13 protein-coding genes and 1 riboswitch are annotated in these 19420 nt (G+C 69.1%); of the genes, 9 read left to right on the top strand and 4 right to left on the bottom strand.

Features of this window, described 5'->3' with window-relative positions; all coding sequences use genetic code 11:
• Positions 1 to 11: 11 nt before the first annotated feature.
• The gene (locus AB5L97_RS11080; protein ID WP_369044730.1) at positions 12 to 1403 is read right to left on the bottom strand and encodes an MFS transporter; all 1392 of its coding nucleotides are present in this window, start codon (positions 1401 to 1403) and stop codon (positions 12 to 14) included.
• A gap of 151 nt (positions 1404 to 1554) precedes the next feature.
• Between AB5L97_RS11080 and ftsY the strand changes: the two genes are divergently transcribed.
• Both ftsY and AB5L97_RS11070 read left to right on the top strand, forming a co-directional pair.
• A complete protein-coding gene (gene ftsY / locus AB5L97_RS11075; RefSeq protein WP_369044729.1) occupies positions 1555 to 2778 on the top strand; it encodes a signal recognition particle-docking protein FtsY in 1224 nt (407 codons plus the stop codon).
• Positions 2779 to 2893: 115 nt separating this feature from the next.
• Positions 2894 to 6265 (top strand): fibronectin type III domain-containing protein, encoded by a 3372-nt coding sequence (locus AB5L97_RS11070; protein WP_369044728.1) that lies wholly within the window; start codon positions 2894 to 2896, stop codon positions 6263 to 6265.
• Positions 6266 to 6297: 32 nt separating this feature from the next.
• Here AB5L97_RS11070 and AB5L97_RS11065 read toward each other — a convergent pair whose 3' ends face one another.
• Positions 6298 to 7518 carry an MFS transporter gene (locus tag AB5L97_RS11065; protein WP_369044727.1) on the bottom strand — a complete coding sequence of 407 codons (1221 nt, stop codon included), beginning with the start codon at positions 7516 to 7518 and terminating at the stop codon, positions 6298 to 6300.
• A gap of 203 nt (positions 7519 to 7721) precedes the next feature.
• Between AB5L97_RS11065 and AB5L97_RS11060 the strand changes: the two genes are divergently transcribed.
• The 4 genes from AB5L97_RS11060 to AB5L97_RS11045 all read left to right on the top strand — a co-directional run bounded on the left by AB5L97_RS11060 (position 7722) and on the right by AB5L97_RS11045 (position 11484).
• Positions 7722 to 9122, top strand: a complete 1401-nt coding sequence (locus AB5L97_RS11060) for an ammonium transporter (protein WP_369044726.1) — start codon at positions 7722 to 7724, stop codon at positions 9120 to 9122.
• Positions 9119 to 9457 carry a P-II family nitrogen regulator gene (locus tag AB5L97_RS11055; protein ID WP_307957547.1) on the top strand — a complete coding sequence of 113 codons (339 nt, stop codon included), beginning with the start codon at positions 9119 to 9121 and terminating at the stop codon, positions 9455 to 9457. Before AB5L97_RS11060 ends, AB5L97_RS11055 begins: the two co-directional genes overlap by 4 nt.
• 258 nt (positions 9458 to 9715) lie before the next feature.
• The gene (locus tag AB5L97_RS11050; protein ID WP_369044725.1) at positions 9716 to 11149 is read left to right on the top strand and encodes an ammonium transporter; all 1434 of its coding nucleotides are present in this window, start codon (positions 9716 to 9718) and stop codon (positions 11147 to 11149) included.
• Positions 11146 to 11484 carry a P-II family nitrogen regulator gene (locus AB5L97_RS11045; RefSeq protein ID WP_307957549.1) on the top strand — a complete coding sequence of 113 codons (339 nt, stop codon included), beginning with the start codon at positions 11146 to 11148 and terminating at the stop codon, positions 11482 to 11484. The genes AB5L97_RS11050 and AB5L97_RS11045 overlap by 4 nt, the downstream gene beginning before the upstream one ends.
• A 139-nt stretch (positions 11485 to 11623) precedes the next feature.
• Here the strand turns inward: AB5L97_RS11045 and AB5L97_RS11040 are convergent, their stop codons facing one another.
• Positions 11624 to 13078: a glucose-6-phosphate dehydrogenase gene (locus tag AB5L97_RS11040; RefSeq protein ID WP_423246853.1), complete on the bottom strand. Its 1455-nt coding sequence runs from the start codon at positions 13076 to 13078 to the stop codon at positions 11624 to 11626.
• A 232-nt stretch (positions 13079 to 13310) separates the two neighbouring features.
• Between AB5L97_RS11040 and ffh the strand changes: the two genes are divergently transcribed.
• Complete coding sequence (ffh, locus tag AB5L97_RS11035) at positions 13311 to 14900, top strand: signal recognition particle protein (RefSeq protein WP_369044724.1); 1590 nt, start codon at positions 13311 to 13313, stop codon at positions 14898 to 14900.
• Positions 14901 to 15357: 457 nt separating this feature from the next.
• Here the strand turns inward: ffh and thiC are convergent, their stop codons facing one another.
• Entirely contained in the window at positions 15358 to 17118 is a 1761-nt protein-coding gene (gene thiC / locus AB5L97_RS11030) for a phosphomethylpyrimidine synthase ThiC (protein WP_369044723.1), read from the bottom strand.
• A riboswitch (TPP riboswitch) is annotated at positions 17113 to 17220 on the bottom strand. Its footprint overlaps the gene before it by 6 nt.
• Before the next feature lie 31 nt (positions 17221 to 17251).
• Between thiC and AB5L97_RS11025 the strand changes: the two genes are divergently transcribed.
• Together AB5L97_RS11025 and AB5L97_RS11020 are read left to right on the top strand one after the other, a co-directional pair.
• Positions 17252 to 18367 (top strand): amidohydrolase family protein, encoded by a 1116-nt coding sequence (locus AB5L97_RS11025; RefSeq protein WP_369044722.1) that lies wholly within the window; start codon positions 17252 to 17254, stop codon positions 18365 to 18367.
• Between the two features lie 56 nt (positions 18368 to 18423).
• Entirely contained in the window at positions 18424 to 19314 is an 891-nt protein-coding gene (locus tag AB5L97_RS11020; protein ID WP_307957553.1) for a VOC family protein, read from the top strand.
• Positions 19315 to 19420: the final 106 nt, after the last annotated feature.

Genomic DNA, 19420 nt, shown 5'->3' with positions numbered 1-19420 from the left:
GCTGCGTGGGCTCAGCGGGCCTGTGCCCCGTCCAGAGGGGCCGCCTGCGCCTCCGCAGCGGGGGATGCACCACGCAGCGCGGCGTCCTGCACATCGAGCTCGCGGAGGTCGATGCCGCGTGTCTCCTTGAGTGCCAGCACCGCGACCGCCGTGACAGCGCACGAGCCGAGGAGATACAGGGCAATCGGTGTCGATGACTGGTAGGTGCCCAGCAGGGCCGTAGCGATGATCGGGGCCACCGATCCCGAGGCGATGGAGGTCACCTGTGACCCGATCGACAGCCCGGAGTAGCGCATCCTCGTGGGGAACATCTCGGCCATGATCGATGGCTGCCCGGAGTACATGAGCGCGTGGCACGCGAGTCCGAACAGGATGGCGCACAGGATGAGCACGTCGTTACCGGTGTCCATCATCGGGAAGGCGAGGAATCCCCACGTCGCGCCGGCGACCGCACCGAGGAAGTACGTTGGCTTGCGCCCCCACGTGTCCAAGAGCCGCCCCGCGGCCGGGACCATGAAGAAGTGGATCGCGTGCGCTACGAGGAGCAGGAGGAGGATGCGGGAGGTATCGACGTTGACGATGATCTTCAGGTATGTGATGGAGAAGGTCACGACGAGGTAGTAGATGACGTTCTCTGCGAAGCGGACGCCCATCGCGGTGAGGATCTGTCGGGGATAGCGCCGCACGACCTCGAGCACGCCCGAGCGTTCGGCCGACTCGTCGTCGTACGCCGCCTCGAGGAAGATCGGTGCGTCGCTCACCTTGGTCCGGATGTAGTAGCCGATCACCACGATGACCGCGGAGAGCCAGAAGCCGATGCGCCATCCCCAGCCCAGGAAGGACTCCGGGCTGAGGGTCGCCGAGAGGACGAGGAGAACCGCGGTCGCAAGCAGGTTGCCTAGCGGCACCCCCGCCTGCGGCCAGGACGCCCAGAAGCCGCGTGAGCGGTTGGGACTGTGCTCGGCGACGAGGAGGGCCGCTCCGCCCCACTCGCCTCCCACCGCGAACCCCTGCAGGAACCGCAGGGCCACCAGGGTGATCGGCGCCCCATAGCCCCACAGTGCAAATCCGGGAAGGCAGCCCATGAGGAAGGTGGCGGTGCCGACGAGCACGATGCTGAGCTGGAGGAGCTTCTTCCGGCCGAACCTGTCACCGAAGTGCCCGAACACAAGGCCCCCGACGGGCCTGGCCACGAAGCCGACCGCATAGGTCAGGAACGCGTCCATGATCCCGTCGAGTTCGGAGTGGGCGTTGGGGAAGAAGAGCTTCCCGAAGACGAGGTTGGCCGCCGTCGCATAGAGGAAGAACTCGTACCACTCCACGACGGTCCCGGCCATGGATGCGCCGACGACCCTCCTCAGCCCTTTCGCCACTGATTCACCGGTGCCGTGCTGCACGCTCATGGATGTCTCCCTTTGACTGCCGATTCCCTGATGTGATCTCCGCCACGCCAGACGTCCCGAGTATGTCAACGGCAAATGTGCAGAACAATGATGGTTATCGCAGACCCGATGAACGCTCATGCACATCGCCGCCCTGTGAGAAGCTAGGGGCGTGACAGACCTCTCCGCCCTGCTGCCCATCATCATCATCGTCGGGATCGTGGTCCTGATCGTTGCCGGGATCGTCATCGGCCTCGTGAGCGGACGCCGGAAGAAGACCACCTACACCGGCCCGCGCGACGCGAACGACCAGACCGTCGCCCCGGCGCCCCCGCGCGGCGCCGTCGACGGCGAACCCGCGCCGGGAGCCGGCGTCGGAACGCTCCCGGCCCCGGCGGAGCCGCAGGCTGGCGCGCCCGAGGAGGACGTCCTTGACGAGGCGGTCGCCGAGCGCGTTCCGACCGAGACCCCCGCGCCTGTCGCGGGTCGGCTCCAGCGCCTGCGCGAACGGCTCGTCAAGAGCAACAGCCTGTTCGGCAAGGGGCTGCTCGCCCTCCTTTCGAGCGACACCATCGACGAGAACGTGTGGGACGAGGTCGAGGAGACCCTCCTGCTCGCAGACATCGGCACCGAGCCGAGCCTCGAGCTCGTCGGCACGCTGCGCGACCGCGTGAAGGTCATGGGTACCCGCAGCCCTGAGGACGTCAAGACGATGCTTCGCGAGGAGCTCGTCAAGCTGGTCGATCCGGGCATGGACCGCGAGCTCAGGATCTCGCGCGTGGACGGCAAGCCCGCCGTGGTCCTCGTGGTCGGTGTGAACGGCGTCGGCAAGACGACGACGGTGGGCAAGCTGGCCCGCGTCCTCGTCGCGGAGGACAAGGATGTGCTCCTCGGCGCGGCCGACACGTTCCGCGCCGCCGCAGCGCAGCAGCTCGCCACGTGGGGCGCGCGCGTCGGCGTGCCGACCGTGAAGTCCGATGTCGACGGCGCCGATCCGGCCTCAGTGGCCTTCGAGGCGGTCAAGGCGGGCATCGAGCAGGAGGTCGACGTGGTCATGATCGACACCGCTGGGCGGCTGCAGAACAAGGTCGGGCTCATGGACGAGCTCGGCAAAGTCAAGCGCGTCATCGAGAAGCAGGCCGAGGTCGACGAGGTCCTCCTCGTCCTCGACGCGACCACCGGCCAGAACGGCCTCACGCAGGCCAAGGTCTTCGGTGAAGTCGTTGACATCACGGGCATCGTCCTGACAAAGCTCGACGGCACCGCGAAGGGCGGCATTGTCGTCGCCATCCAGAAGCAGCTCGGTGTCCCCGTCAAGCTCGTGGGTCTTGGCGAGGGCCCCGACGACCTCGCGCCCTTCGACCCCGAGGCGTTCGTCGACGCGATCCTCGCCTGAGGCGGCGTAGCGCACGCCGCGGTCACGTCGCGGGACCTTGACACGGGTGTTCGGCACGGAGCACCGTATTGGGGCGGGGCGCGTTCCATTCCTGGCCTGAGCACTAGGAGGAGCGATGCTCTTCGCCCGCCGAACGTCCGTCCTCGCCGCCGCGACCGCGGCCCTCATCGCATCGTTCGGCCTGGTGGCTGTCCCGGCGCACGCCGCCTCGGCGCCCGCCTTTGTGCAGCAGGGGTCCGCCCACAAGGGTGGGGCCGCCTCCCTGGCCGTCACCCCTGCCTCGGCTGTCACCGCGGGGAACCGCCTCATCGTCGAGGTGGGGATCTGGAACTCCTCTTCGGCGACCGCCGCCAGCGTCACCGATACGGCCGGAAACACCTACACCGAGCTTATCCACTTCGCAGCATCCGAGCACACCGAGCTGAGCGTGTGGAGCGCGCCCATCACAGCGGGCGGCGGGACCAAGCCGACGGTTACGGTCAAGCCGACGTCCACGGCCGATGTCGGCCTCGCCGTCCTCGAGTACTCAGGACTCTCGACGGCGGCCGGGGTCGCCGCGATGGATGTGCACGCCCAGACGTCGGGGACGACGTCGGGGGCCGGCACGGTCGCGTCCGGGCCCACCCCCGCCACGTCCGGAGACGGCGAACTCGCAGTGGGCTTCTACGCGGATTCGGGCTTCGGGGCAACCCTCGGGGGCGGCTCCGGGTTCACGCTCCGGACGGCCATCTCCAATGCTTCCGACATGGAGCTCGCCGTCGAGGATGCCGCCGTGGGCGCGGGCGTCGCTGAGAACGCGGCATTCACGACCGCGGCGAACACCACGTGGCTCGCGGCCACGATTGTGTTCCGGCCTGCCAGCGCAGCGAACCCCACCGCCCCGGCCGCACCGACCGGCGTAGCAGCGACTGCCGGCAACGCCGCGGCCACGGTGTCCTGGACCGCGCCCCCTGACGGCGGCTCGCAGATCTCCTCCTACACGGTCACGCCCCTTGCCGGCGGCGTGGCGCAGACTCCCACAACGGTGAGCGGCGCCCCGCCGGCCACCTCGGTCCAGATCGCGGGCCTCACAAACGGCACGTCCTACACGTTCACGGTCACCGCCACGAACGCGGTCGGCACCGGGCCCGCATCGGCACCTTCGAACGCGGTCATCCCGAGCACCACTACCAACGGCCAGTGGAGCGCCCTGGCGACCTGGCCGGTCGTCGCCGTCCACTCCGTAGTCCTCGATTCCGGCAAGCTCCTCGTGTGGGACGGCTGGGAGACACCCGAGCCGACGTCGGTCTACGACCCCGCGGCGAAGACGTTCACCACCGTGACCGCGCCCTCGAGCATTTTCTGCTCGGGCAACGCGAAACTCCCGGACGGGAGGGTGCTCGTGGCGGGCGGCTACGGCGTCACGACGACCGGCAATCTCGGATTGACGGACGCGAGCGTGTTCGACCCAGCGGGCCAGACCTGGAACCGGGTGGCCAGCATGAACTCGCCGCGGTGGTATCCGGACCTCGTCGAGCTCCCCGATGGAAGGTTCGTGGCGATCAGCGGGAATTCTTCCAGTGCCTCGGCATGGGCGGACACCCCGGAGGTCTATGACCCTGCGGCGAACACGTGGACCTCCCTGTCCAAGATCAGCACCCCTCAGATCCACGAGGAGGAGTACCCCTTCTCCTTCCTTGCGCCCAACGGCAAGGTCTTCACAATCGGCCCGGCTGAGGACGTGTCCTACTGGCTTGACGCCTCCGCCCTGACCTGGACCCCGGTCGGGGCGAGCGGGATCACGAATGGGTCTGCGGTCATGTACCGGCCCGGCAGGATCCTCTACACGGGCGGCGCCCAGAGCGTGATCACGACGACACCGGCCCGCGCCGGGGCGGCAACAATCGACCTGACATCGGCGTCACCCGCCTGGACGCCGATCGCACCGATGCACTATCCCCGCGTCTACCACACCCTCGTGACGCTTGCCGACGGCCGGGTGCTCGCCGTGGGCGGTGCGCCGAGCTCTGACCAGACCCAGGTGACGACTGGCGTCCTGCCTGCGGAGATCTGGGACCCGGCCACGGGCGCGTGGAGCGTCATCGGCTCGCTCGCCGCCGCCCGCACCTACCATTCGACTGCAGTGCTGCAGCCCGACGGGAGCGTCCTCGTGGCCGGGGGCGGGCACGAGGACTCCCTCAGCAATCCGGGACAGTACAGCGCCCAGGTGTACTCGCCGTCGTACCTGCAATCCGGGGCGAGGCCGGCGATCAGCCAGACGCCGGCCGCCGCCTACTACGGGACCACCTTCAGTGTGGGCACTCAGGACGCGGCATCGATCTCGGCCGTCAACCTCGTCTCGTTCGGCGCGGACACCCACCAGGCGGACATGGACCAGCACTTTGTGCCCCTGACCTTCACGGCCGGGCCCGGGGCGCTGAGCGTCCAAGCGCCGGCGAACGGAGGAATGACGCCGCCGGGGGACTACATGCTGTTCATCGTCAACAGCAGCGGGGTGCCGTCCATGGCGGCGACCGTGCACATCGGACCGCAGCCCTCAGTCCCCGCGGCGCCCATGGCTGTTCAGGCCACGGCCGGCAATGCGTCGGCCATCGTCGGCTGGACCGCTCCTGACAATGGCGGATCCCCCATCACGTCCTACACCGTCACCCCGTGGACCGCCGGATCGCCCCTGGCTCCAACCACGGTGACGGGCAGCCCGGTCCCGACCACCGCTAACGTGACCGGATTGACCAACGGAACAGCGTATACGTTCACGGTCACGGCGGCCAACGCGGCTGGCACGTCTGCGGCATCGGCGCCCTCGAACAGCGTCACGCCGTCCGTGGCCGTCGTGCCCGCGTTCGTCCAGCAGGCCTCCACCCACGTCGCCAACGTCTCGTCGGCGACAGTGTCCACCGGCCAGCCGGTGCGCTCCGGCGACAGGCTCGTCGTCGAGGTCGGGGTCTGGGGCCCGGGGTCGCCGACGGCGAGCGGGGTGACGGACTCGGCCGGCAACACCTACACCGAACTGACGCATTTCACGGCCTCGGATCACACCGAGCTGAGCGTCTGGAGTGCCCCGATCACGGGCGGCGGAGCGTCACCGGTGAGCGTCACGGCGTCGACGACGGCGCCTGCGGACGTCGGAGTCGGCGTGCTCGAGTACGCCGGGCTCTCCACGGCCGCCGGCTCTGGAGCGCTCGACGTCCAGGCCCACGCGACCGGGACCACGGGGAGCTCCGGCGGGTCCGTCGCCTCCGGCGCCACCACAGCCGTCTCCGGTGCGAATGAGCTCGCGATCGGGTTCTACGCCGACTCCGGGTTCGGTGACGCTCTGGGCCCGGGCGTCGGCTTCACCCAGCGGGTCAACGTCTCGTCCACCCAAGACATGGAGTTCGTGGTCGAGGACCAGCTCCCGGCCGCCGGGGCAACCCCGTCGGCTGCGTTCACGACCGGAGCGCGCACCACGTGGCTCGCTGCGGCCGTGGTGCTCAGACACGGCTGATCCGGCCCTGACCGCCTCGACCGGGTGGCGCGTCAGGTCACGTCGCTCTCGCGGATCGGGAGCTGGCGCTCCGACGCGGCCGCTGCCCGCCACGTCCACAGCGGCAGGGCCGCGAGCAGGCAGAGACCGGAAACCGCGAACGCCCACCCATAGCCGACGCCGTCGGCGAGCGCGCCCGCCGCGAGCGGGCCGAGGATGCTGCCCACATCGGAGGACATCTGGAACACGGCCAGGGGCCGGCCTCCGCTGCGGTCCGAGCCGATGGTGTCCGCGACCGTCGCCTGAAGCGACGGTCCGAGGAAGCCCGCGCCGAATCCCGCGGCCACGGAGAGCGCGAAGAACACTGCTTCCGAGCCGCTGAAGCCGAGGAAAGCCGTCGGTACGGCGGTGGCGACGAGGCCGAGCACGGCCACCGGCCGACGGCCCCAGCGGTCCGCAAGCCGCCCAGAGAAGGTGAGGGCCGTTGCAGTCCCGGCCGCGTACAGCGCGAGCGCGAGTCCCGCGGCCTGGGGCCCCGCGCCGAGGGCCGCCGAGGCGAACAAGGGCACGAGCGCCATGCGGATCCCGAAGGCGGCCCACCCGTTCGCGAAGTTCGATCCGACGGCCGCTCGGTAGGGGGCCTGGCCGAGCGCCTCGGTGAGGTCGAGCGGCGGGCGCGCGGCCGCCGTCGTGCGCTGCCCCCCGGAGGCTCGGCCCAACAGGAGGTGCACGACGGCGGCCGCCACCACGAGCGCGACGGCGTAGACAATGAACGGCACCCGCAGCCCGAAGCCGGCCAGGAGGCCGCCGATGACGGGCCCTGCGATGTTGCCGAGCAGGAAGGACCCCGCGTAGAGCCCGCTCACACGGCCCCGGGCGTCGGGCGGGGCGAGCCGGACCATGAGCCCGGACGCCGAGATCGTGAACATGGTCGAGCCGATCCCGCCGAGGCCCCGGACGGCCAGGAGGGTCCAATAGTCGGGCGCGAACGCGCAGGCAGCGCTCGAGGCCGCGACGAGCAGGAGCCCGGCAACGTACACAGGCCGCTCCCCGAGCCGGTCCACGAGCGAACCCGCAGTGGGGGCGAGGACGAGACGGGCGAGCGCGAAGGCGCTCACGATCACCGAGGCTGCCGTGGCCCCGACGCCGAAGCTCGTGGCCAGCTGGGGCAGCACGGGGGCGACGAGGCCGAAGCCGAGGGCAATGACGAACGCAGCGGTGATGAGCACCCAGACGTCGCGGGGCACCGGAGATCGCGGAGAGCGGCTGGGCATGGCTCCACCTTAACGAAATGTCCCCGAAACACTCGTGTGACCGAGCCTTAACACACCGCTGGGAGTTGTAACGGTGCCGCAATGTGGCCCGCGCCTCATCGAAACACCTCCGGAGGACTCTGGTTCCAGAAGGCCCGAGCGGGAGCTGGGAACAGCAACCGAAGGGGCCTGGCAGTTCCGTCCACCCCCCGAAAGGCAATCCCATGACCACCACCTTCAGCGCTGGAGACACCGCCTGGGTGCTCGCCGCGGCGGCGCTTGTGCTGCTGATGACGCCCGGGCTCGCGTTCTTCTACGGCGGCATGACGCGCGCCAAGTCAGTCCTGAACATGATGATGATGAGCTTCGGTGCAATCGCCCTCGTGGGCGTGCTCTGGGTGCTCATCGGATACTCGATGTCCTTCGGCACCGACTGGTTCGGCGGCCTCGTGGGCAACTTCGACAAGTTCGCCCTGCACGGGACGCTCTCGACCGGCGACGACATGGCGCTGGCCGGGACGATCCCCGAACTGGCCTTCGTGGGCTTCCAAGGCGTCTTCGCGATCATCACCGTCGCGCTGATCTCCGGCGCGATCGCCGACCGCGCCAAGTTCGGCGCCTGGATGGTCTTCGCGTTCTTCTTCTCGATCCTCGTCTACTTCCCGGTTGCCCACTGGGTGTTCGACGCCAACAAGGACGCCAACGGCAACTTCATCGGCGGCTGGCTCAACGGTCTCGGCGTGATTGACTTCGCCGGCGGCACCGCCGTCCACATCAATGCCGGCGCGGCCGGTCTGGCGCTCGCCCTCATCCTGGGCAAGCGCAACGGCTTCGGCAAGGACCCGAACCACCGTCCGCACAACCTCCCGTTCGTGATGCTCGGCGCGGGCCTCCTGTGGTTCGGCTGGTTCGGCTTCAACGCCGGCTCGGCCCTCGGGGCCAACGGCGTGGCCGCGTTTGCCTGGATCAACACGCTCGTGGCCCCCTGCGCGGCGGTGCTCGGATGGCTCATCGTGGAGAAGCTGCGCGACGGCCATGCGACATCCCTCGGTGCGGCCTCGGGCGCAGTGGCCGGCCTCGTGGCCGTCACCCCCGCGTGTGCCGCGATCTCGCCGCTCTGGGCCATCGTGCTCGGTCTCCTCGCCGGGGCGGTCTGCGCCCTCGCCGTGGGCCTCAAGTACCGGTTCGGCTACGACGACTCGCTTGACGTGGTGGGCGTCCACCTCGTCGGCGGCATCGTCGGCACGCTCTTCATCGGCCTCGCGGCCGGACCCGGTGCCCCGTCCAAGGGCCAGGGCCTGTTCTACGGCGGCGGCTTCGAACTCCTCGGCAAGCAGGCTATCGGCGCGGGTTCGGTGCTCGTGTACTCGTTCGTCCTCTCCCTCGTGATCGGCTGGATCATCTCCAAGACGATGGGCTTCCGGGTCTCGACCGAGGCGGAGGAGGCCGGCGTCGACATCGCGCTCCACGCCGAGACGGCCTACTCGGCCGGCACGGCAGGCTCGACGGGCGCGAGCTTCCACCCGCTCGGTTCCAAGGCCCAGGCCGAGGTCGACGCGTTCAACGCAGACGACCTCCTGGCTCGGCCATCAGGCAAGCAGACCGGAAAGAAGATCAACGCATGAAACTCATCACGGCGATCGTCCGACCCGAGAAGCTCGACGTGATCCGGGAAGCCCTCGAGGCCTACGGGGTCCAGGGAATCACGGTGAGTGCGGCGAGCGGCTATGGCCAGCAGCGCGGCTACACCGAGGTCTACCGCGGCGCCGAGTACAGCGTGGACCTCCTCCCGAAGATCCGCATCGAAGTCCTCGCCACGGACGATCAGACCGATGACATCCTCGATGTGATCATCACGACGTCCAACACCGGACGGGCCGGGGACGGCAAGGTCTGGACCGTGGACGTCCACGAGGCGATTCGGGTCAGGACCGGTGAGCGCGGGGCGGCAGCGATCTAGCGGCCCCACAGGGATAAGAGAAATAAGACGGACGACGGCGGGTTCCACCCGCCGTCGTCCGCTTGGGTGGGGGCGCGGAGACGGACCGGAAGGGGTCAGCGAGGGGGTCCGCGAAACATGGCGTTAACCTTTGCGTGACCGGCACTTAACAATGGGCCCGATCCTGTAACGCGAGGGCAACATGGGCGGTGCGGGAAGGAAACACCGGGACGGGATTCTTGAGTAACTGCTCCAGTCCCGTCGAAAGGCCACGCGAACATGAACACTGGCGACACAGCCTGGGTCCTCGTCTCGGCTGCCCTCGTGCTCCTCATGTCTCCGGGACTGGCCATCTTCTACGGGGGCATGACCCGGGTGAAGTCGATGCTCAACATGATGATGATGAGCTTCGGGGCCCTCGCCCTCGTCGGTGTGCTGTGGGTGCTGTTCGGGTACTCGATCGCGTTCGGGACGGACGCTGGAGGAGGCCTCTTCGGCAACCCGTTCGAGGACTTCGGCCTGCACAACCTCCTCGCGACGGACGGCTCGATGCCGCTCGTCGGCACGATTCCCGAGATCGTGTTCGTCGGGTTCCAGGGCGTCTTCGCGACCGTCACGGTGGCCCTCGTATCGGGCGCCATCGCCGACCGCGCCAAGTTCGGCTCGTGGATGGTCTTCGCGGGTCTGTTCGCCGTGCTCGTCTACTTCCCCGTGGCCCACTGGGTGTTCGACTCGAAGAAGGACGCCTCGGGCACGTTCATCGGCGGCTGGCTCAACCACCTCGGCCTCATCGACTTCGCGGGCGGCACAGCCGTCGAAGTCCTCGCCGGCGCCGCGGGCCTCGCCCTTGCCCTCGTGCTCGGCAAGCGCGTCGGGTTCGGCAAGGACCCCGAGCACCGCCCCCACAACCTCCCGCTCGTCATGCTGGGCGCCGGCCTCCTGTGGTTCGGCTGGTTCGGCTTCAACGCCGGTTCGGCCCTCGCCGCCAACGGCGAGGCGGGCTTTGCCTGGATCAACACGCTCGTTGCCCCATGCGCCGCCGTGCTCTCGTGGCTGGTGGTCGAGCGGGTGCGCGACGGGCACGCCACCTCGTTCGGCGCCGCTTCCGGTGCGGTCGCGGGCCTCGTCGCGATCACGCCGTCGTGCGCCACGATCGACCCCCTGTGGGCGATCGTGCTCGGCATCGTCGCCGGCGGGGTCTGCGCACTGGCCGTGGGTCTGAAGTACCGCCTCGGCTTCGACGACTCGCTCGACGTGGTGGGTGTGCACCTCGTCGGCGGCATCGTCGGCACGCTCTTCATCGGCCTCGCGGCAGATCCGGCTGCTCCAGTGCCCGGCCAGGGCCTGTTCTACGGCGGCGGCTTCGCCCTCTTGGGGACCCAGGCCCTCGGAACCGGTGCCGTCCTCGTCTACTCCTTCGGTGTGGCCCTCGGACTCGGCCTCGCGATCAAGGCGGTCATGGGCTTCCGGGTGGCCCGGGATGTCGAGGAGGCCGGCGTCGACCTCGTGATCCACGCCGAGACGGCGTACGCCGCGCATGCAGTTCCGGCCGGTGTGGGCGGCGGCTTCCACCCGCTGGGTGTGCGCCACACCGTCGAGACGATCCTCGAACAGCATCTCGAGAAGCTCCACCAGCCTGGTGTGACGCGCACTGCAGCACATTCAGAGGGGGTGCTCGCCGGAATGGTTCCGGCAGGTACTGTTGGCCCGTGAAGCTCATTACCGCCATCGTCCGGCCCGAGAAGCTCGACGCCATCCGTGAACAGCTCGAGTCCGAGGGCGTCCAGGGCCTGACCGTGAGTGGTGCGAGCGGTTATGGCCGCCAGCGCGGCTACGTCCAGGTGTACCGCGGCGCCGAGTACAGCGTGGACCTGATCCCCAAGATCCGGATCGAGGTCCTCTCCACGGACGAGCAGGCGGAGGAGATCCTCGAATCCATGATCACTGCGGCCTCGACCGGCTCCCAGGGCGACGGCAAGATCTGGGTCGTCGAGGTCCAGGACGCGGTTCGCGTCCGCACCGGGGAGCGCGGCGCCTCAGCCATCTGAGGCCGACTTCCTGGGCGGTGCCCCTTCGCGGTGCCCGTGAGCAGTCCCGCGGCGAGGCGGGCGCACGACGGCGGGACCAGCCCGCCGTCGTCCGCCCGCCTTTGACCTGCCGTCAGGGGCCGGAGGCGCACGCAGCGCTTCAGGCGTCGTCGCCCGACGTCGGGCCCTTGAGCCCTCCCTCGGTTCCGTCCTCGCCCTTCGCCGAGGTGGCCCAGCCCGCTGGACCACCGCTGCCGGCCGGGTAGGCATCCATCGGCACCTCGTCAGCGGCCCACGCGTTGAGAACGGGCTCGACGACGCGCCAGCAGCTCTCGGCGGTGTCACCGCGCACGGAGAGCAGGGGGTCGCCGTTCAGCACGCCGTCGAGGACCTCGCCGTAGGGGAGGAGATCGGTCTCGCCGAGGTCGGCGTCGAGTGTGACCCGGTTGAGGTTCAGGACGTCGCCGGGTCCATTGACGTCGACGTCGAGCTGGAGGACGTCAGGGCCGAACCCGATGCGGAGGCGGTTCGGCTCGTCGACACCACGGAATCCTTCGGGCAGGTGCGGCACGGGCTTGAACGTGACCACGGCCTCCTTGCGCTTGGTCCCGAGGGCCTTGCCGGAGCGGAGGATGAACGGCACCCCCGCCCAACGCCAGCTCGCGAGGGTCACGGTGATCTCGGCGAGCGTCTCCGTGCCCCTGGACGGGTCGACTCCGGGTTCCGACGTGTAGTCCGGGACGTCGCGGCTGGCGAGGTTCCCGGCCGTGTAGCGGGCACGGCGCGTCGAGCCGGTGAACGGCGCCTCCACCCGGGCTGCGCGCAGTACGGAGCTGATGCCATCGCGCAGGTCGCGTTCGTCGAGCCGTGCGGGCGCGTCCATCGCGATGATCGCAAGCACATGCAGCAGGTGGCTCTGGATCATGTCCCGGAGCGCGCCGGCGCGGTCGTAGTAGCCCGCGCGCCCCTCGAGGGCGAGGTCCTCGTCGAAGAAGATCTCTACTTTCTCGATGTGGTCGCGGTTCCAGACAGGCTCGAGGAAGTTGTTCGCGAAGCGCAGACCCAGGATGTTCAGGACCGTTCCCTTGCCGAGGAAGTGGTCTATCCGGTGGATCTGGCTTTCGGGGACCAGCTGGCGGAGCGTGTTGTTGAGCTCCGCCGCGGAGGCTTCGGACGAGCCGAACGGCTTCTCGAGGGCCAGACGCGTGCCCTCGGGCAGCTCGGAGGCCTCGAGGAGGCTGCACGCCTTCTGGCTCACGGCGGGCGGGAGGGCGAAGTAGACCGCGACCGGAGCCGGAAGCCTGGCGATCTCGCCGGCGAGCGCGCCGGGCGCCGTGACATCGAGCTTCTCGTAGGTCGACTCGCGTCGGATCCGTTCGAGTTCGGCCCGCCCGGCGTCCGTGGCGTCCTTGAGGGAATCCTCCGTGGCGTCGTGAACCCGCTGCGACCACTGGTCCGTGGTCCAGTCCTCGGAACCCGCGCCCACTACCGTGAGGCCCGCGTGCCGGCCCGTCGCGAGCAGCCTCGCGAGGCCGGGGAACAGGAGGCGGCCAGTGAGGTCGCCGGATGCCCCGAGGATCAGCAGGCTACGCACGGCTGGCGAGGACCCGCGCAGCGCTTCGGCGGCAGGCCGTGTCTCATCGGTGTGGTCAGTGTGCTGTGTCGTATCCGGTGTCTGCGTCACGGGGCAAGCATGCCACCTCGTCCGGTTGGTAACCTTGAGGATGGTCAGATCCGTCCTCGGCGGGTCGGGCTCCAAGGCGATACCACTCAAAGGCGATGCTGCGGTCGGACTAAGCGTCCGGCTGTGACGCTCACCGAACCACGACTGAAAGCGACTGGGGCACGTGTTCAACTCCCTCTCTGACCGTCTCACTGCGACGTTCAAGAATCTCCGCGGCAAGGGCCGCCTGAGCGAGGCGGACGTCGACGCCACAGTCCGGGAGATCCGCCGGGCGCTGCTCGACGCCGATGTCGCCGTGCCCGTGGTCCGCGACTTCGCCGCCCGTATCCGCGAGCGTGCGCTAGGCGCGGAAGTCTCCGGCGCGCTGAACCCGAGCCAGCAGATCGTGAAGATTGTCAACGAGGAGCTGCAGGGCATCCTCGGTGGCGAGACGCGCCGCCTGAGGCTCGCTAAGAACCCGCCGACAGTCATCATGCTCGCGGGCCTCCAGGGCGCTGGCAAGACGACCCTCGCCGGAAAGCTCGGCAAGTGGCTCAAGGCCCAGGGCCACTCCCCGCTGCTCGTCGCAGCCGATCTCCAGCGCCCCAACGCCGTCACCCAGCTCCAGGTGGTCGGCCAGCGCGCGGGCGTGGCCGTGTTCGCCCCCCACCCCGGCATCCAGTCCGAGTTCGAGGCCCCGACGGGCAACCCGGTCGCGGTGGCACGGGACGGCGTGGCCGAGGCGCGCGCCAAGCTGCACGACGTCGTCATCGTGGACACCGCCGGCCGTCTCGGCGTCGACGCCGAGATGATGCAGCAGGCCGCGGACATCCGCGCTGCCGTGAACCCGGACGAAGTGCTGTTCGTCATCGACGCGATGATCGGCCAGGACGCCGTCAACACGGCCAAGGCGTTCGAGGAGGGCGTCGACTTCACGGGCGTCGTGCTTTCTAAGCTCGACGGCGATGCCCGTGGCGGTGCTGCGCTCTCGGTCGCGTCGGTGACGGGGCGCCCGGTCATGTTCGCCTCCACCGGTGAGGGCCTCGACGACTTCGAGCTCTTCCACCCGGACCGCATGGCTTCCCGCATCCTCGACATGGGGGATGTCCTGACGCTCATCGAGCAGGCCGAGCAGAGCTGGGACAAGGACGAAGCCGCCCGGATGGCGAAGAAGTTCGCCGACCAGGAGGACTTCACCCTCGAGGACTTCCTCGCCCAGATGCAGCAGATCCGCAAGATGGGCTCGATGAAGAAGATGCTCATGATGATGCCGGGCGCCGCCCAGTTCCGGCAGCAGCTCGAGCAGTTCGACGAGCGGGAGATCGACCGCGTCGAGGCCATCGTCCGGTCTATGACGCCGCACGAGCGGGTGGCCCCCAAGATCATCAACGGCTCGCGCCGTGCCCGCATCGCGCGAGGCTCTGGGGTGCACGTCTCGGAGGTCAACGGACTGCTCGAGCGCTTCGGCCAGGCGCAGAAGATGATGCGCAAGATGGCCCAGGGCGGCGGGATCCCCGGCATGCCAGGGATCCCCGGCACCGGCGGCTTCGGCGGAGCCAAGAAGGGTCCCGCGAAGGGCAAGAAGAAGGCGAAGTCGGGCAATCCGGCCAAGGCAGCGCAGCAGCTCCGTGAGGCGGAGGCCAGGCGGACCGCTGGTGCATCCAAGGCGCTCGATACCGCACAGGGGTCTTCCTTCGGCGGGGCGCAGGCGCAGGATTTCGACCCGTCCTCGCTCAATCTGCCCAAGGGCTTCGAGAAGTACCTCGGCAAGTAGTCCGAAACCGGAAGAACGGCGTACAAGAGCAGGACGGCGAGCGGACGTCAGCGAAAGTACGACGGCGAAGGGGCGCCTCCCAGCCGCAGCGGGAGGCGCCCCTTCGCCGTCGTGCGCCTCCCCACGCCGAGTTCGGGCCCCCTGAGCGCCAGGTCACCCCGTGTGCCGCCGAGGTCACCCCGGGTAGCGCCGAGGTCACCGGGTGTGCCGCCGAGGTCACCCCGGGTAGCGCCGAGGTCACCGGGTGTAGCGCTGAGGTCACCTGAGCGAGCCGCAGACCACCCTTTGCGGCCCCGGCGAAGTCGGGTTGTTGCGCGCAAAGGGCATCACTACTTGCCCTATTCCGAACCTTGGCTCGGCGAAAACGGGACTGAACTCGCGTCCCCATGGGGTGACCTCGCGCTCACATGGGGTGACCTCGCGCTCACGCGGGGTGACCTCGGCGGGGGAGGACCGGCTACTCCGGGGCGCCGACCGTGATGGTCTCGGGCAGGTACACCTTGCCGCCGGTTGCTAGGAACTCCTCGCTCTTCTGCCGCATGCCGGCCGCGATGTCGACGAGCTCCTCCTGAGCCGCCTTCGAGCCGAACTCGTTGCGGATGTCCTGGGAGATGCGCATCGAGCAGAACTTGGGCCCGCACATTGAGCAGAAGTGCGCGGTCTTGGCCGGCTCGGCAGGGAGCGTCTCGTCGTGGAAGGCCTCAGCCGTGGCGGGATCGAGTGACAGGGAGAACTGGTCTCGCCAGCGGAACTCGAAGCGGGCCTTGGAGAGGGCATCGTCGCGCTCGTGCGCGCCCGGGTGGCCCTTCGCGAGGTCCGCGGCGTGCGCGGCGATCTTGTACGTGATGACGCCGGTCTTGACGTCGTCCTTGTTCGGCAGACCGAGGTGCTCCTTCGGCGTGACGTAGCAGAGCATCGCCGTCCCGTACCGCGCGATCTCGGTCGCCCCGATAGCCGAGGTGATGTGGTCGTAGCCAGGGGCCACGTCCGTCACGAGCGGCCCGAGCGTGTAGAAGGGGGCGCCGTCGCACAGCTCCTGCTGCCGCTCGACGTTCTCGCGGACGAGGTGGAACGGGATGTGGCCGGGCCCCTCGACCATGACCTGGACGTCGTACTTCCAGGCCCGCTTCGTCAGCTCGGCGAGCGTGTCGAGCTCGGCGAACTGCGCGGCGTCGTTCGCGTCCGCGGTCGAGCCCGGGCGAAGGCCGTCGCCGAGCGAGAACGCGACGTCGTACTGCGCGAAGATCTCGCACAGTTCGTCGAAATGCGTGTAGAGGAAGTTCTCCTCGTGGTGGGCGAGACACCAGCCGGCCATGATCGACCCGCCGCGCGAGACGATCCCCGTGACGCGCTCAGCGGTGAGGGGCACGTAGCGCAGGAGCACGCCGGCGTGGATCGTCATGTAGTCGACGCCCTGCTCGCACTGTTCGATGACGGTGTCGCGGAAGATCTCCCATGTGAGTGCCGAAGCGTCGCCATTGACTTTCTCGAGCGCCTGATAGATCGGCACAGTGCCGATCGGCACGGGGGAGTTGCGGATGATCCATTCGCGGGTGGTGTGGATATCGTCGCCGGTCGAGAGGTCCATGACCGTGTCGGCACCCCACTTGGTCGCCCACTGGAGCTTGTCGACCTCCTCCTCGATCGAGGAAGTCACGGCCGAGTTGCCTATGTTGGCGTTGATCTTCACGAGGAAGGCCTTGCCGATGATCATCGGCTCGCTCTCGGGGTGGTTGATGTTGTTCGGGATGATGGCCCGACCCGCGGCGACCTCGGAGCGGACGAGCTCGACATCGCAGTTCTCGCGGAGCGCCACAAACCGCATCTCGGGAGTCACGACGCCGGCCCGCGCGTAGTGCATCTGCGTCACCCGCTGTCCGGGCTTGGCACGCAGCGGCACGGGCTTCGCGCCCTTCCACTCCGCCGAGGCCTCGCCGCGCCGAACGGCCGAGCGGCCATCGTCGAGGAGGTTCCTTTCGCGGCCCTCGTACGGCGCGGTGTCCCCACGCTCAGCGATCCACGCGGATCGGAAGGCCGGCAGCCCCATGACGGGATCGCTGCCCGGGCCCGAGGTCCGGTAGACCCGCAGCGGCGCGTTGGCCTCGCCGTTCGGCGCGTCGTCGAGCGCGATCTCGGTAACCGGCACCTTGAGGCCGTGTTCGGGATCCTCAACGAAAGCGAGCGAGTGGGCAGGGTGCTGTTCTTGCAGGTGTTCCATGGAGTTCTCACTTCCTACGCCGGCATAACCCGGACAGGTTCGACGGTCGCAGGCCGCGCCAGCCTGATCTCAGCCCCTGCGAGGGCACCCGTGTGGACGCGTTGGACCTTAGCACGGTCGCTACGCTGGGTGCATGCATGACGCTGTCCACCTGAGTGGTCCCGTGCTGGCAGGCCTCTACGACGAACGGCCGGAGGCTTGGATGGTGGGCGGCCGGATCACCTATGTCGCGCCGCCGGGGCCCGTGGCCCGAACCGTCGCGGGCTGGGCCGTCCCGGGCCTCGTGGACGCGCACTGCCACATCGGGCTGGTTCCGGGAGGGGCGCCCGACGACGCCGCGGCGCTCGCCCACGCTCGGACCGAGGCCGCCGCCGGGGTGCTCCTGGTGCGGGACTGCGGCAGCCCCACCGACACGCGCTGGCTGCAGGCGCGCGACGACGTCCCTCGCCTCGTGCGGGCCGGCCGGCATCTTGCGCGGTCGCACCGCTATCTCCGCGGCCTCGCGCACGAGGTAGAGCCCGAGGGCCTCGTCGAGGCCGTGCGCAAGGAGGCGCGCGCAGGCGACGGATGGGTCAAGCTCGTGGCCGACTGGATTGACCGGGAAGCCGGCGACCTCGCACCCGCGTTCCCACCCGCCATCGTGCGCGAGGCCGTCGCCGCGGCGCATGCCGAGGGTGCAAGGGTCACCGCGCACACCTTCGCCGAGGAGACGATCGACCACCTCATCGATGCGGGCATCGACTGCCTCGAGCACGCGACCGGCCTCCAGGAGCGGCACCTCCCTCGCCTCGCCGATGCGGGCATTCCCATCGTGCCGACCCTGGTCAATATTGCGACGTTCCCCCAGATCGCCGCCACTGGCGAGGTGAAGTTCCCGCGTTATGCAGCGCATATGCGCGCCCTCTGGGAGCGCCGCCACGAGCGGATCGCCGCGGCACATGCGGCCGGCGTGCCCGTCTATGCGGGCACCGACGCCGGGACGGTGATCGCCCACGGGCGCATTGCCGATGAGGTGGCGGAGCTCGCCGTCGCCATCGGCCCCGCAGCGGCGCTCGACGCCGCTTGCTGGTCCTCGAGGCGCTGGCTCGGCGTTGCGGCGCTCGATGAGGGGGAGGCGGCCGACGTCGTGGTGGTGGCAGACGATCCGCGCCGCGACGTCGGGACGCTCGCCGCGCCTCTGGCCGTGTTCCGCAACGGTGCGCTGGTCGCGGGCAGGGGAGTAGGCGAGGGAATATCTCCGGTTGATTGAAGCTTCAAGTAACTATACACTTGAATCAGACTCGACCGGCACTCTAGGAGCCACCCATGACCACGCAAGCCTCGTCCGCCGCCACGCAGGACCTCCTGCCCGCCGATCTCACCATGGGCACGGTGATGCTCAAGGTCGGCGACATGAAGCTCATGCTCGACTACTATCAGCGTGCTCTGGGGCTCGTCCCGATCTCCGAGTCCTTTGGCGGCGTCTACCTCGGACGGCAGGGGCTTCCGGTGATCCACCTCAGCCCGGCTGCTGGCCTGCAGATTCCCGGCCGCGGCGAGGCGGGCCTGTTCCACACCGCGATCCTCTTCGACAGCCGCGCGGATCTCGCGGCCACCGTCGCGACTGCCGCGCAGTACGAGCCGCGTCTGTTCGCCGGCAGCGCAGACCACCTGGTCTCGGAGGCGTTCTACTTCACCGACCCCGAGGGCAACGGCGTGGAGCTCTACTTCGACAAGCCGCGCGACACATGGCAGTGGAACGGCGACCACGTGGTGATGGACTCGCTTCCCCTGCCCCCACAGGTATTCCTGAACCAGAACCTCACCGAGGCATCCCTCGACGGTCAGCGCGAGTCGGTGGCTGGCATCGGGCACGTCCATCTCCAGGTCGGCGACGTGGAGACCGCCCAGAGGTTCTACGTCGACACGCTCGGTTTCGAGAAGACCGCGGGATGGCACGGTCAGGCGCTCTTCGTCTCGGCAGGTCGGTACCACCACCATATGGCGATGAATGTGTGGAACTCACGCGGCGTCGGGCCCCGCCGGGACACGCTGGGCCTCGGCGAGGTCCTCATCAAGGTCCAGGCGCAGGATGATGTGCTCGCGGCGGCCGATCGCCTCAAGGTCGGCGGCATCGCCACCCAGCACACGGGTGCCGAGCTGCGCTTCGAGGATCCGTGGCGCAACCAGATCCGCATGGCCGTCGTGGAAGCCTGACACTCCCTGCGCTACGCTCAACGTGTCCGCGCTCGCCGCGGACACCGTGAACGGCAGCCATGGCGAGCCGCCACGTGCCAAGAGAGCCAAGTGCCCATTGAGGGGG

The organism is Sinomonas sp. P10A9 (assembly GCF_041022165.1).
Lineage (GTDB): Bacteria > Actinomycetota > Actinomycetes > Actinomycetales > Micrococcaceae > Sinomonas > Sinomonas puerhi.
The sequence above is the reverse complement of the archived record's forward strand: the minus strand, read 5'-3'. Positions and strand labels throughout refer to the sequence as shown.

What these genes read in the sequence shown, in the direction of transcription:
- AB5L97_RS11060 (WP_369044726.1), top strand. Translation starts at nt 7,722, where the DNA reads ATGACCACCACCTTCAGCGCTGGAGACACCGCCTGGGTGCTCGCCGCG.
- AB5L97_RS11055 (WP_307957547.1), top strand. Translation starts at nt 9,119, where the DNA reads ATGAAACTCATCACGGCGATCGTCCGACCCGAGAAGCTCGACGTGATC.
- AB5L97_RS11050 (WP_369044725.1), top strand. Translation starts at nt 9,716, where the DNA reads ATGAACACTGGCGACACAGCCTGGGTCCTCGTCTCGGCTGCCCTCGTG.
- thiC (WP_369044723.1), bottom strand. Translation starts at nt 17,118, where the DNA reads ATGGAACACCTGCAAGAACAGCACCCTGCCCACTCGCTCGCTTTCGTT.
- AB5L97_RS11070 (WP_369044728.1), top strand. Translation starts at nt 2,894, where the DNA reads ATGCTCTTCGCCCGCCGAACGTCCGTCCTCGCCGCCGCGACCGCGGCC.
- AB5L97_RS11065 (WP_369044727.1), bottom strand. Translation starts at nt 7,518, where the DNA reads ATGCCCAGCCGCTCTCCGCGATCTCCGGTGCCCCGCGACGTCTGGGTG.
- AB5L97_RS11080 (WP_369044730.1), bottom strand. Translation starts at nt 1,403, where the DNA reads ATGAGCGTGCAGCACGGCACCGGTGAATCAGTGGCGAAAGGGCTGAGG.
- AB5L97_RS11020 (WP_307957553.1), top strand. Translation starts at nt 18,424, where the DNA reads ATGACCACGCAAGCCTCGTCCGCCGCCACGCAGGACCTCCTGCCCGCC.
- AB5L97_RS11025 (WP_369044722.1), top strand. Translation starts at nt 17,252, where the DNA reads ATGCATGACGCTGTCCACCTGAGTGGTCCCGTGCTGGCAGGCCTCTAC.